Annotated in this window: 12 protein-coding genes; 10 read left to right on the top strand and 2 right to left on the bottom strand. The window is 70.0% G+C overall.

From position 1 onward, the window contains the following. Positions 1-126 precede the first annotated feature (126 nt). Positions 127-984, bottom strand: a complete 858-nt coding sequence (locus ACFHW1_RS24370; RefSeq protein ID WP_416616147.1) for an alpha/beta fold hydrolase — start codon at positions 982-984, stop codon at positions 127-129. Between the two features lie 492 nt (positions 985-1,476). On the opposite strand from ACFHW1_RS24370, the gene ACFHW1_RS24375 reads away from it, so the two are divergent. Further along, the gene (locus ACFHW1_RS24375; RefSeq protein WP_416616159.1) at positions 1,477-2,034 is read left to right on the top strand and encodes a hypothetical protein; all 558 of its coding nucleotides are present in this window, start codon (positions 1,477-1,479) and stop codon (positions 2,032-2,034) included. Between the two features lie 119 nt (positions 2,035-2,153). On the opposite strand, the gene ACFHW1_RS24380 is transcribed toward ACFHW1_RS24375, so the two are convergent. Further along, the gene (locus tag ACFHW1_RS24380; RefSeq protein ID WP_416556981.1) at positions 2,154-2,342 is read right to left on the bottom strand and encodes a hypothetical protein; all 189 of its coding nucleotides are present in this window, start codon (positions 2,340-2,342) and stop codon (positions 2,154-2,156) included. A 101-nt stretch (positions 2,343-2,443) separates the two neighbouring features. Here ACFHW1_RS24380 and ACFHW1_RS24385 point away from each other — a divergent pair, with 101 nt between their 5' ends. The 9 genes from ACFHW1_RS24385 to ACFHW1_RS24425 all read left to right on the top strand — a co-directional run bounded on the left by ACFHW1_RS24385 (position 2,444) and on the right by ACFHW1_RS24425 (position 12,691). After that, entirely contained in the window at positions 2,444-3,130 is a 687-nt protein-coding gene (locus tag ACFHW1_RS24385) for a choice-of-anchor M domain-containing protein (protein WP_416567817.1), read from the top strand. A 29-nt stretch (positions 3,131-3,159) separates the two neighbouring features. Next, the gene (locus ACFHW1_RS24390) at positions 3,160-3,813 is read left to right on the top strand and encodes a choice-of-anchor M domain-containing protein (RefSeq protein WP_416616149.1); all 654 of its coding nucleotides are present in this window, start codon (positions 3,160-3,162) and stop codon (positions 3,811-3,813) included. 171 nt (positions 3,814-3,984) lie between these two features. After that, on the top strand, positions 3,985-5,559 hold the full coding sequence (locus tag ACFHW1_RS24395) for an anchored repeat ABC transporter, substrate-binding protein (protein WP_416567816.1): 1,575 nt from the start codon (positions 3,985-3,987) through the stop codon (positions 5,557-5,559). 31 nt (positions 5,560-5,590) lie between these two features. After that, positions 5,591-6,502 (top strand): choice-of-anchor M domain-containing protein, encoded by a 912-nt coding sequence (locus ACFHW1_RS24400; RefSeq protein WP_416616157.1) that lies wholly within the window; start codon positions 5,591-5,593, stop codon positions 6,500-6,502. A 26-nt stretch (positions 6,503-6,528) separates the two neighbouring features. Next, positions 6,529-7,281: an anchored repeat-type ABC transporter ATP-binding subunit gene (locus ACFHW1_RS24405; RefSeq protein ID WP_416556978.1), complete on the top strand. Its 753-nt coding sequence runs from the start codon at positions 6,529-6,531 to the stop codon at positions 7,279-7,281. After that, positions 7,281-8,198: an anchored repeat-type ABC transporter permease subunit gene (locus ACFHW1_RS24410; RefSeq protein WP_416556929.1), complete on the top strand. Its 918-nt coding sequence runs from the start codon at positions 7,281-7,283 to the stop codon at positions 8,196-8,198. Before ACFHW1_RS24405 ends, ACFHW1_RS24410 begins: the two co-directional genes overlap by 1 nt. Positions 8,199-8,291: 93 nt before the next feature. After that, positions 8,292-9,761, top strand: coding sequence for a choice-of-anchor M domain-containing protein (locus ACFHW1_RS24415; RefSeq protein WP_416616151.1), 1,470 nt, complete (start codon positions 8,292-8,294; stop codon positions 9,759-9,761). 90 nt (positions 9,762-9,851) lie between these two features. Beyond that, the gene (locus ACFHW1_RS24420) at positions 9,852-10,970 is read left to right on the top strand and encodes a WxL protein peptidoglycan domain-containing protein (RefSeq protein ID WP_416556931.1); all 1,119 of its coding nucleotides are present in this window, start codon (positions 9,852-9,854) and stop codon (positions 10,968-10,970) included. 8 nt (positions 10,971-10,978) lie between these two features. Further along, on the top strand, positions 10,979-12,691 hold the full coding sequence (locus ACFHW1_RS24425) for a TIGR03773 family transporter-associated surface protein (protein WP_416616153.1): 1,713 nt from the start codon (positions 10,979-10,981) through the stop codon (positions 12,689-12,691). Positions 12,692-12,964 lie beyond the last annotated feature (273 nt).

A 12,964-nucleotide genomic window follows, 5' to 3' on the forward strand; every position in this document is an offset into this window, starting at 1 on the left:
CCGCCGTGACCAGCGGGTCAACGTAGTCCGCTCTTCGTCGGTCAGCGTCAGCGGCGGGGTGGGACGACCAGTTCTCGGCATCCCCCCACCCTACCCACTTATCAGGCGAATTTCCGGCGCAGGACACTAGATAACGCGTCCAATCACCTCATCAACGAGGCTCAGCACCTGTTCGGGGTGCTCGTCCGGCACCAGGTGCCCCGCGCCTGGCAGCACCTCCATGTCGACGCCAAGGGACCGTGACACCGCCCGTCGTAGTCGCGATGGCGGAAGGAACACGTCGCGCTCACCCGTCGCTACCGCCATCGGTACCCCGGCCGCCCGCTGTAGCGTGGCGACGGGCAACGGGAGGGGCGCGAGGCTGGACCGGCACTCGCGGGCCACCAGGGTCATCCAATCTGTCAGGACAGGCGATGGATGTTCGCCCGGTCCATGCATCATCCGCAGCAGGCGAGCACTACGGCTGCTGGTCGGTTGGGTCAGCCATGGCAGGGTCGCGGCCAACACTCCGGCAGTAACGCGTAACCGGACGACGCCAGCCGGCGAAACGAGAACCCGACCCACGACTCGTGGCGAGTCGCAGGCCAGCGCGATACCGCCGCCGAGGGAGTGGCCGACGATCACCACCGGCCCGATCGCCGCTCGGTCGAGAAACTCGCCAAGCCATCGGCCATACCACGCCAGCCCTCCCCGGTCCGGACGCTCGGCCGCGCTGAGACCGGGTTGTCCCGGAACGTCCAAGACCCACACAGGCCACCGCTGCGCCAACGTTTCCGTCAACGGCAGGCACGTCGCCGCGTTGAAGTTCGTACCCGGCAGCACGACCACGGACGGCGCCCCCTCACCGGCGGACACCACATGCGTATCGCCCCTGCTGGTTGCCACCGAGAACCGCTGGTGCGGCACCGTCCAGCGATCAAGCTGATCAGAACACCAACCCTGAAGCCGGCTTTGTCCCTGGACACTGCGGTAGATGGAAGTCACCATCCCACTATCTCCCACCGCCTAGTGCCGTGACCACCCCCTCCTGGATCAACCAGGTCGAACGCTGGTTCGGCCACCTCACCGAACAGAAATCCGGCGCAGCGTCCACAAGAGCGTCCAAGCCCTGAAAGCCGACATCCGTTCCTGGGTTGCCGACTGGAACACCAACCCGCGACCGTTCACCTGGACCAGGACCGCCGAAAAGAATATCGAGTCACTCGCCCGATTATGTGGGCGAGTTTCCGGTGCGGGACGCCAGAAGGGTCATTTGAAACTTGGTCGACCCTCATGAATGTTAAGCTGGGTGAGATTTGAAGTCGGTCGCATCACGGGGGAGTGTCCGGAGTAGACGCAGCGGCCGGGATCTTGTAGATCATCTTTCGTGGTGAAGTTGATCGAGGGCCAGTCGCTGCGCTGTGAATGTATGACAGGACTTCCCGCTGACCGGCTCGCCGACCTGATCGGCAGGGTACGTGAGATCGTCGGCGATGAGTGGGAGACCCGCCGGTCGGGCGTCCGCACGTGTTGCCGCTGCCCACGGCGGTGATCGCGGTACTGTTCGGGCTGCGGCACAACCTGCCCGACGAGGTCCTCGGCGAGGTCCTCGGCTGTTCCCAGGCGACCATCACCCGCCATCACCAGATTCTACGGCCGATCCTGCGCTGGGTCACCCGACCCGAGGTCGATCAGCGTCTCGACCAGGCTCACCGGGACGGTGTGCTGGTCGACGGGTTCGTCGCCCCGGTCGGCGAACGCGAGGACCACCACGGCCCGTTCTCCGGCAAGAAACACATGTGCGGGCAGAACGTGCAGGTGCCGACGGCCGACGAGCTCGACCCGACCGACCAGTACATCGTCGACGGCACGCTGCTTCCCTGCTGGTCGTGGCGCACGCACCGCTGTCTGTACTCCGGCAAGCACAGGACCACGGGCATGAGCGTCCAGGTCGCCCGCGCCCTCGACGGCGCGCTCGCCTGGGTCTGCGACCCGGTCACCGGCAACCGCCACGACTCGTACGCGATCAACGACACCGGGTCCTCGTCACCCTGAATCCCGCTGACTGGATCGACGCCCTGCGCGACGACCTGCTGGTTGAGATCGCCCGGCTGGACACCATGGTCACCCTGGTCGACGCGCCCTACCTGATCGCCCAGTTGCGGGCCGGGGAGTCACTGCAGCAGCGTGGACTGGCGGCGTACGGCACTGGACGCCGCGCTACTCACCGGCACGGAACTGGCGGCGGCGGTGCGGGACTGGCGGCCGGGCTGGGCGCTTGGAGCACGTTGCCGGATCCGTTTACTGAGTGGGATCCCGGTGAGCTGGACGAACACCTCGGTGGGCTGGACGAACATGGACATGTGTCGAGCCAGACAGTACAGACCCCTATCGCAGCTAGATGAAAACGATTACCGTTAGCTCCCGGTGGTCCATCGGGGATCACCGGGAGGGAGTCTGTCTCGTGTTGACCGCAACCCGCCGTCGGGCCACCGGTGCACTCGTCACCGCATCGGCGATGATCGCCGCACTGGTCGTTTCGGCCGCGCCGGCGCAGGCCCACGGCGCTGGCTTGCCGGTGGTCCTGTCCGCCGGCCACGTCGACGTGATCGAAGTGGAGTACGAGGACGGCGAGCTGGAGCCCGGCGTCCACGACGACACCGTCGAGCCCGGCGAGCACCGCCACCACGACGATGTGATCTTCGTCGTCAAGCCCGAGGCGAAGACCACTGTTCCCAGCGACCCGGCCTTCGCCTTCCTCGGCACCGCCGGCACGCCGGTGTGGATCCTGCCGCAGGTGGAGAACGAGGACCTGCTGTTCGCCGGCATCGCCACCGAGGAACTGGAAGCGGGCGTCTTCGAGGGCGACTCGGTCGACCTGACCGTGCAGCAGCTGATCAGCGCCCCCAGCTCCGCCAAGATGGCGATCTACACCGAGGACCTGTTCGGCCTGCCGACGGTGCTGGCGAACAGCCGCGACGGGCTGCCGGACGTCGTCGACCTGTCGGTCGGCGAGCACCTGCACGTCAACTGGGCGTTCAGCAAGGCCGGCGTGTACCTGCTCAAGGTCAAGGCCAGCGCCACCCTGGCCGGCACCACGACCGTCGTCGAGTCCGACTCGGTCTACCTGCGATTCGTCGTCCTGCCCTGATTCGGGCCGGATCGGAAGGGAGCAGCGTGATGAACACCTCCACCCGTCGGGTGCTGGCGGCGGTCGCGTCGAGCATGCTCGCGGCGGCGCTCGCGGTCGCCGTACCGGCGGCGGCGCAGGCCACGGCCATCGAGTTGACCAGCGGCCACGTCGACGTTCTAAACATCGATCACGTCGCGGGCGGGCCGATCGAGCTTACCGTCGGTGACGACACCGGGTCGACCTTCGTCGAGCGGGATCCGTCCACCGTGGTCTTCGTGGTGCCGTCCGCCGCGTACACCGCCGTGCCGTCCAGTTCCGCGTGGTCGTTCCTCGGCACCGGAGGGTACGCCTACGTCCTGCCGCAGACCAACACCGCCGGCCTGATCTGGGCCGGCTGGGACACCACCGGGGTGGCCAGCGGCGCCCTGCAGTTCAACCGGGTCACGGTCAAGCTGACTGACGTGCAGGGGCCTGGTGGGTTCAGCGTCTTCTCCGCCTCCGGCGGCACCCCCACCGTGCTGTTCGACAGTGGCAACGGGCTGCCGGACAGCCTGAACGTAAACCGCAACACCCACGCCCACGTCAACTGGGGCTTCGACGCTGCCGGCACGTACGTGGCGACGTTCGAGGTCAGTGGCGTACGGGCGTCGAACGGGCAGTCGGTGAGCGCCACCGAGGAGTTCACCTTCGAGGTCGGCTGACCCTCTGCCGACCCCCGGCAGACGATCCGGCGGGTGTCCCTCGACCCATCGTCCGGCCGGTGCTGATCGTCACCTTTGTGGCACCGGCCGGACGCTTCAATCGAGATGACAACGGTTATCGTTTGCGTTACTGTGCGGTGCGCAGGGGACGATGCGGAGGCAGGTGGGACAGTGCGTGTACGGGGACTCGTCGGGTCGGTCCTGCTGGCGGTCGGCCTGACCGGCTGCGCGGCCCCGCCGACGCTGAGCGCCGCTGACGACCGTCTCCAGGTCGTCACCACCACCGGCATTCTCCGGGACCTGGTCGACAACGTCGGCGGCGACCGGGTCGCGGTCGCCTCGCTCGTCCCCGACGGCGCCGACCCCCACTCGTACGAGCCGTCGCTGCGAGACGTCCGTAACGTCGTCTACGCCGACGTCGCCTTCAGCAACTACCTGCTGCTGGAGGAGCACGCGATCATCAAGGCGCTCGACGCCAACCTGCCCGGCGGCGTACCGAACATCTCCCTCGCCGAAGGTGCCGTCAAGTACGCCGCCGAGATCATCCCGCTGGTCGAGGACGTCGCGCTCGACACCATCTGGCTCGGCATGCGGGTACGTGGCACCGGCGAGACCTACGGCGCCGACCGGGCCTCCGACATCCTGCTGCAGAGCATCGCCGTGACCGGGCCCGGCACGATGGCCGCCTACCTCACCGAGCCGTTCGGCAACCCGGCCGTCTACCTCGACTCGGCCGACGGGTTCGACGCCGCCACCGGTTACCGGGCCGACACTGCAACCCTGCCGGCTGACGCGCACACCCACATGAGCTGGGCCTTCACCGAGCCGGGCGTCTACCGGCTCACCATGTCGGCGCGGCTGGCGGTCAGCCCCGACAGCCGCCCGGTCGCCCTCGGGGAACAGGCCTTCACCTTCGCCGTCGGCGTTGACCCGCACAGCGTGCCCGGCATGGCCGGCGCCGAGGTGCTGCGCGGCGGGCACGCCGACATCACCGTCGACCTCGACGCGGCGGCGCGCGGCGAACCGGCGCTGTACCTGTACGCCGACCCGCACGCCGACGGTGGTATTCACCAGCAGGTGCACGACCCGGGCGACACCGTCATCGAGGTGCCGAACAAGGCCCGCGCCCAGGTACCGGCCGGGCGGGACTTCCGGTTCCTCGGCCGCCCCGGCACCGAGATCTTCCAGCTGCCCCAGGCGGTGCTCGGCAAGCACGTACATGGTGAGATCGACCCGCATCTGTGGCAGAACATCCGCAATGTGATCGCCTACGTCGAGCTGATCCGCGACACCCTGACCGGCGTAGACCCGGCCGGTGCCGCCGAGTACCGCCAGCGCGCCACCGCCTACATCGCCGAACTGTCGGCGCTCGACGACCACGTCCGCCAGACCATCGCGCGAATCCCGCCCGGCCGACGACACCTGATCACCACCCACGACGCGTTCGGTTACCTCGGGGCCGCGTACGACGTGCAGATCTCCGGCTTCGTCACGCCACATCCGGCGGCCGAACCGAGCCTGGCCGACCGGCGTCGGCTCACCGAGACGATCCGCAACCTGCGGGTGCCGGCGGTGTTCCTGGAGCCCAACCTGCGGTCGCGGTCGTCGACGTTGACCGAACTGGCCGACGACCTCGACGTGCGGGTCTGCGGAATCTACGGCGACACCTTCGACGACCGGGTGACCAGCTACATCGAGTTGATGCGGTTCAACGCCGAGTCGCTGCTCGACTGCCTGGCACCATGAGGAGGCATCAGTGAAGTCGATCGGTCTGTCGATGGCCGTCTCCGCGCTGTTGGCGATGACGCTGGCCGCCCAGCCCGCATCGCCCGTTGCCCAGCCGTCATCGCCCGATCCGGCGCTGGACCAGTCGATCGCCCCGGATCAGCCGGTGGCCGCCGAACCGGCCGTGCTCGACGCCGGCCACGTCGACCTGGGGCCGCGCTACGTCGACGACGAGTGGACCCTGCTGATCCACGACGACGCCGCGACGCCGGTGTGGCGGGATCCGGACCGGACCGTGCTGCAGGTCACCGCCGCCGCGCTGCGGGCCGTCCCGGACGATCCGACGTACGGTTTCCTCGGCGTACCGGCCGGCACTGACGTGCACGTGGTGCCGCAGGTGCAGCACCCTGGCGTGGTGTGGGTCGGCTGGAACACCCAGGACCCCCGGGTGATGCAGACCATCGACCGGGGCGTGACCCTGGAGCTGACCGACGTGGACGGTCCGGGCGAGGTCGTCATGTACCTGCAGGACGGCACGTTCAGCGAACCGCAGGTGCTGTGGCGCTCCACCGAGCCGCCCGGCCAGCCGATGTGGGTCGAGGTCAACACCCACACCCACGCCAACTGGGTGTTCACCGCCCCCGGTGTGTACCTGATCGCCGTCCGGGCCAGCGCCGACCTGGTTGGTGGCGAGCGGGTCTCGGCCACCCGGCACCTACGCTTCGCCGTCGGCGACGCGACCAGCACCGACGAGGCGCTGGCCGCGCAACCCGGCGAGGTCGCGGCACTGCCGCCCGCCGGGTCGGATGACGCCGCGTCGGCCGACGACGTCGGTGGCACCGGACCGTGGCCGGTCATCGGCCTCGTCGTGGTCGCCGTCGTGCTGGCCGGCGCGCTGGTCGTCGTGGTGCTGCGCGGGCGGGCGGTACGGCGTCGGGTCGAACAGGAGCGTGCCGGCTCGTGACCGCGCTCGCCGTACACGATCTCGACGTGGACCTCGGTGGCCGCCCGGTGTTGCGCGGTGTCCGGCTGCACGTCGACCCGGGGGAGCTGGTCGGGTTGATCGGGCCCAACGGCGCCGGCAAGACAACGCTGTTGCGCGCGGTGCTCGGGCTGATCCGGATCCGGTCCGGGCAGGTGCTGGTCGACGGGGTGCCGAGCCGGCCGGGGCGGTGCGCGATCGGGTACGTGCCCCAGCGGCACGAGTTCGCCTGGGAGTTCCCGATCTCGGTGCAGGAGGCGGTGCTCAGCGGCCGTACCGGTCGGATCGGCCTGCTGCGGCGAGCGGGGGCGGCCGACTGGCGGGCCACCGCCGAGGCGATCGACCGGGTACGCCTGGGCGACCTGCGCCGCCGGCCGGTCGCCGAGTTGTCCGGCGGCCAGCGCCAGCGGGTGCTGGTGGCCCGCGCGTTGGCGTTGCAGCCGGCGTTGCTGCTGCTCGACGAGCCGTTCACCGGGCTGGACATGCCCACTCAGGAGCTGCTCGGTGAGCTGTTCACCGGCCTGGCGGCCGAGGGTACGCCGTTGTTGATGACCACGCACGACCTGATCGGGGCGATGGATGCCTGTTCCCGGCTGGTGCTGCTGAACCGGCGGGTGATCGCCGAGGGCAAGCCGACCGACCTGCGGGATCCGCAGCTGTGGATGCGGACGTTCGGGATCAGTGAACGGTCACCGTTGCTGCGTCTGGTCGGCGTCGACACCGCGGCCGTGGCCGCCGCGTCCAGCGAGAGGACCGGCTGATGCCGATCACCGAGTTCGTCGCCGACCTGTTCAATCCGGACTTGGCGTTCCTGCCGAAGGCGCTGCTGATCGCGGTCATGTCCAGCGTGGTCTGTGGAGTGGTCGGCTGCTACGTGGTGCTGCGTGGGATGGCGTTCATCGGCGACGCCGTGGCGCACGCGGTCTTCCCCGGGCTGGCGGTCGCCTTCGTGCTGCAGGGCAGCCTGGTGCTCGGCGGCGCGGTCGCCGGGATCGTGACCGCGTTGCTGATCGCGGTGTTCGCCCAGCGTCGCCGGCTCAAGGAGGATTCCCTGATCGGGGTGTTCTTCGTGGCCGCCTTCGCCCTGGGCATCGTGATCATCTCGCAGGCGCCGGGGTACGCCGGTTCGCTGCAGCAGTTCCTGTTCGGCTCGATCACCGGCATCCCGGACCGGGACCTCTACACGGTCGGCTTCACCGGGCTGGCCATCCTGACCGCGCTGTTCCTGCTGCACAAGGAGCTGGTCGCGGTCAGCCTGGACCGGGAGTCCGCCCGGTCGGTCGGATTGCCGGTCTTCTGGCTGGACATCGGGCTGTACGCGCTGGTCACCCTGGCTGTGGTGATCTCGTTGCAGACGATCGGCAACATCCTGGTCCTGGCGTTGCTGATCACTCCGGCGGCGGCGGCCCGGCTGCTCACCGACCGGCTCGGCGTGATGATGCTGCTCGCCCCGGTGATCGGCGGCGGTTCGGCGCTGGTGGGGCTGTACCTGTCGTGGAGCTACGACCTGCCGGTAGGCGGCACGGTCGTGCTGGTGGCGACCGGGGTGTTCCTGCTGGCCTGGGTCTTCGCCCCGCGTCACGGTCTGGTCGCCCGGTGGCGGCGGCAGCCGGCAGGGCCCGACGAGGCGCAGGTCACACCGGTGCTGGCAGAGGTGGCCGAACGGCCGATAGGGTAATGAAAACGATTGTCGTTACGGTTTGGTGGGGCTTCCGCCCCGCCACGACCACGTCCCGTACCGTCCACAGTGCGGGCGAGGGAGGAACCAAGAATGAGAACGACAGGTGCTTGCACGCTCGCGGCCCTGGCCGGCGCGGCGGTGATCGCCGGCGGTGTGCTGCTGGTGCCGACCGCTGCGGCTGCCGCCGAGCAGGTGGTGCTCGCCAAGGGCCACGCCGACGCGGTCGACGTCGACTACCACGACGGTGAACTGTCCCTGGAGGTCCACGACGACACGGTCAGCCCGTCGGTCAACCGCGACCCGGCCGACGTGACCTTCCAGGTGCTGCCCGAAGCGGCCACGGCCGTGCCGGACGACCCCCGGTTCGCCTTCCTCGGGCCGGCCGGATCGCAGATCTGGCTGCTGCCGCTGACCCAGGACCCGGACCTGCTCTGGCCCGGCTGGAACACCACCACCCTCGGCTCCGGCGTCTTCGCCGGCGACAAGGTCCAGTTGAGCCTCGTCGAGGTCACCGGACCAGGCGCCGTCTGGGTATTCACCCAGGACAGCTTCGGCGGCCCGATCATGAAGTTCCGCAGCGACGACGGCCTGCCGGACGCCATCGACGTACCGATCCGCACCCATGCGCACGCCAACTGGGCGTTCAGCGCGCTGGGCGCCTACACGCTGACCTTCCAGGCCGACGCGACGCTGACCGACGGCACGACCGTCAGCACCGGCCCGGTCGACTACGCGTTCGTGGTCGGCGAGCTCGACGGCACCGGTCCCGAGACCGTGCTGAGCATCGCCGGCATGGCCGACGAGTACCAGTCCGGCGACACCGTCACCCTGCAGGCGATGCAGACCCCGCAGACCGAGCTGGACCACTACCACTGGTTCAGCCGCTGCCCCGGCAGCGACGACTTCGCCATCATCGGAGGCGAGGCCGGCGCGTCCTACAGCTTCACCGCCACCCGCGAGCTCAACGCCTGCGAATACCAGGTGAAGCTCTACGACGACAACCACAGCGTCGTCGCGATCAGCGCGGAGGTCTGGCTCTGGGTGGCCTTCACCCCGACCGACCCGGAGGCCTCGCAGACCATCACCGCGTCGATCGACCCCACCCAGGGCGCACTGGTGATCAGCGTCGACCCGGACGACCGCAGCGTCGTCCTGCCGCCGGCGCAGCTGACCAGCGGTGGTGACAGCTGGGAGAGCGCCGGAAGCCTGCGCCCGGTCACCGTCACCGACACCCGGGCCGGCGCCCCCGGCTGGAGCGCCGGCGGTCAGCTGCCGGACAACTTCACCGGCCCCGACGGTGCCACCTTCAGCTCCGGCTACCTCGGCTGGACCCCGCAGGTGGTCGACCAGTCCGCTGGTCAGGGCGTCGTGGCCGGACCGGTCGTCGAGCCATACGTCGTCGGCGTCGGCGGCGGACTCGGCAGCAGTGCCGTTCTCGGCTCGGCACCGACCGGCGTGGGCCGGGGCACCGCGACTCTGTCGGCCGGCCTGCAGCTGCGTCTGCCGACCGAGACCGTGCCCGGCACCTACACCGCGACTCTCACCCTCACCGCGATCTGAGGATCGCACCAGGGAACGGGCCGGGCGACGACACCGTGCCGCCTCGTCACCCGGCCCGTCCCACGCCCTCCGCGAAACGGACCACCCCGCATGCGTACGCCAGCAGCCCTGCTCGCCGGTTTCCTCGCCGTCGCCGTCGTGTCGACGGGCCCGGTCGCCGGCCCGGCGACGGTCGGATCGCCGAGCTACACGCCCCTCGCGGCGCAGTCCCTCACCTGGGGCGTCGCTCCGTCCAGCCCCGACGGGCCGAACGGCCGGCCGGCGTTCGAGTACAAACTGGATCCGGGTGCCACTCTCACCGACTACGTGGCGATCACGAACCACTCCGACCAGCCGATCACCCTCGACGTGTACGCCAGCGACGCGTTCACCACCGAACAGGGCGGCTTCGACCTGCTGCCGGCGACCGGGGAACCGGTCGACGTCGGTGCCTGGGTGACGTTCGAGTCCGGCACCTTCACCGTGCCGTCGATGTCGCGGCTGGACGTGCCGTTCACGATCGCGGTGCCGGACAACGCCACTCCCGGCGACCACCCCGGCGGCATCGTCGCGTCGCTCACCGGCACCGGCACCGACGCCGAGGGCAACCAGGTGGCGGTCGACCACCGGGTCGGCTCCCGGATCTACCTACGGGTCACCGGGGAACTCCAGCCGGGTCTGGACGTCGGGGACCTGTCGACGACGTACGAAGGCACCTGGAATCCGATCGGCGGCGGCACCGTCACGGCAAGCTTCACCGTGCGCAACACCGGCAACGTACGGCTCACCGGGCAGCCGCAGCTGACCGTCGCCGGACCGTTCGGGCTGGCCGGGCGCAGCGTCGACGGCGATTCGCTGCCGGAGATCCTGCCCGGCGAAAGTTTCCGGACCACGATCCGAGCCGCCGGCGTACCGCCGATGTTCCGGCTCGGCGCGCGGCTCACCGTCGCACCGACCGCCGTCACCGACGAGGTGCTCGACCCGGCTCCGGCGACCATGATCGGCGAAAGCGACGTGTGGGCCGTCCCCTGGCCGCAGTTGGTGATCCTGCTGGTGATCGGGCTGGCCAGCTGGCTGGTCGTCGCCCGCCGCCGCCACGCCCGGCGACGGCGGGCAGCACAGCTGGAACAGGCCGTCGCCGCCGCGCGCGAACAGGGTCGCGCCGAGGCCGTACGCAACCGCGCGGTCACCGATGCCACTGACGACAAGACGACCCAGGGGACCTCATGATGATGATGATGATCCACCGCCACACCGGTGCGGCGACGGGTCGCCGGTGCGCTGCGGTGCTGGCTATCGGTGCACTGGCCGCGGCCCTGACCGCGCCGGCCCCGGTGACCGCCGCACCCGCGACCGCCGTGCCGCCGACGTCTCCGCCGCCTACCGTGCCGCCGACGTCTCTGTCGGTGAGCGCTGCCGGGGCCGACCTGGTGGCGGTCGCGATCGACGGCGAGACGCTGTCGGTGGTCACCCGAGTGGCGTCCGGGCCGGCCCGCGCGGCGTCGGTGACTGGTCGAGGAACTTCCGGCGTCGGCCGGCAGCCGGCGACGGTGGTCTTCGGACCGGCGGGCGGCGTGGCGGTGCGGACACCTGACCATCCAGCATTCCGGTTCCTCGGAACGCCCGGTCGGCTGATGTGGGCACTGACCGGTGGCGACACCGATTTTTCGTACCTGGACACGAGGGCGTTGCCCCGCGGGGCGGTCCGCGGCGACACCATCGAGCTGTCGCTGCGTCAGGTCGACGGCCCGGGTGGATTCGCCGCCTATACCCTCGGTGGGCTCGGCCAGCCGACGCCGTTGTTCGGCACCCTCGACGCGATGCCGCATACCGCCCGGCTTCCGACAGCGACCAGGACCGGCGGTCTGGTCTGGCTCTTCGACGCCGCAGGCGAGTACCGGCTGACGCTGTCGGCGGCCGCGACGTTGGCCAACGGCACCGAGGTGACGGCCGACGCCGACTATCGGGTGCTGGTGCCGCGGCTCGACGAAGCGCGGCCCGACCCCGCAGACACCCGGCCGGTGCCGGCCCCGGCTCCCGCTCCGGCGGCAGACCTGGCGAGGGTGTCCGGTGCCGCCTCGGGCGACGGCGTACCGCTCGGTGCCGATTCGCCGTCGGCCGGCACCCCCGCGCGGGCGCTGGCGGCGGGTGCCGCACCGGCGGCGACCAGCGCCGCGCCGCCGCTCGCCGCAGCGGCTCAGCAGGACGGGTCACGGGTGGTGATCGACGACGGTCATGTCGACATGGGTCCGGATCTCACCGGCGCGAACTGGACGATCCGCCTCAAGGACGACACCGTCTCGCCCCCGGCGTGGCGCGAGCTCGCCGACGTGGTGCTGCACGTCATGGACAACGCGAAGATCACCGTTCCGGACGACGCCGACTTCCTCGGTGCGCCCGGGGACGAGGTGTGGCTGTTGCCGCAGGGGCAGCGTTCCGGGATCGTCTGGCCGGGCTGGAACACGCAGCATCCGTCGGTCGTGGCCGGGGTTCGTGGCCCGGTCACCTGGACTTTTACCGGTGTCGACGGCCCCGGCCGGTTCGCGCTGTTCCTGACCGGGTCGTTCGGCGAATCCGAGGTGCTGTTCGATTCGTCGGCCCGGCTGCCGCAGCAGCTCGACATCCCGATCAACACGCACGCCCACGGCAACTGGGCGTTCAGCGAGCCCGGCATCTACCGGCTGGCCTTCGAGATGTCGGCCACTACGTCGTCAGGATCGACGGTCACCGACTCGCGCTCGCTCACCGTGGCGATCGGTGACGCGACGGACCCGGACACGGGCTTCGGGCCCGGCGGCGACGACAACCCGGGTGGTGGCTCCGGTGACGGGAGACTGCCGCGGACCGGATCGTCGTGGCACCTGCCGGCCACCGGAGCCATCCTGGTGATCGCTGGCGCGCTGGTGCTGTTCGCGACGCGTCGGCGACGCGCCGATCAGTGCTCGTCGTAGTGATCGCCGTGGGACACCATGTCGTGGCCACAGTCGGGACCATGCGTGTGGTCGGCATGCGACTCGGCTGTCACGTGCTGGTCCGTGCCGGGGAGGAAGCCTGATATCCACCCTAAGTGCGGTTTTCCGGGATCGAAGTGCGGACTTTGCGTTCTTGACCCGATCGACCGCGACCAGCCAGAAGACGATCGAGTGGACCGACGGCCAGACGTACTAGTGCCGTGTCAGGGAACGTTTGCCTCGTGACGCGCCGTGCGGGTGCTGGTCCGGGCG

Origin of the sequence: Micromonospora sp. LOL_014 (genome assembly GCF_048060245.1) — a bacterium.
Taxonomy (GTDB): Bacteria; Actinomycetota; Actinomycetes; order Mycobacteriales; family Micromonosporaceae; genus Micromonospora_E.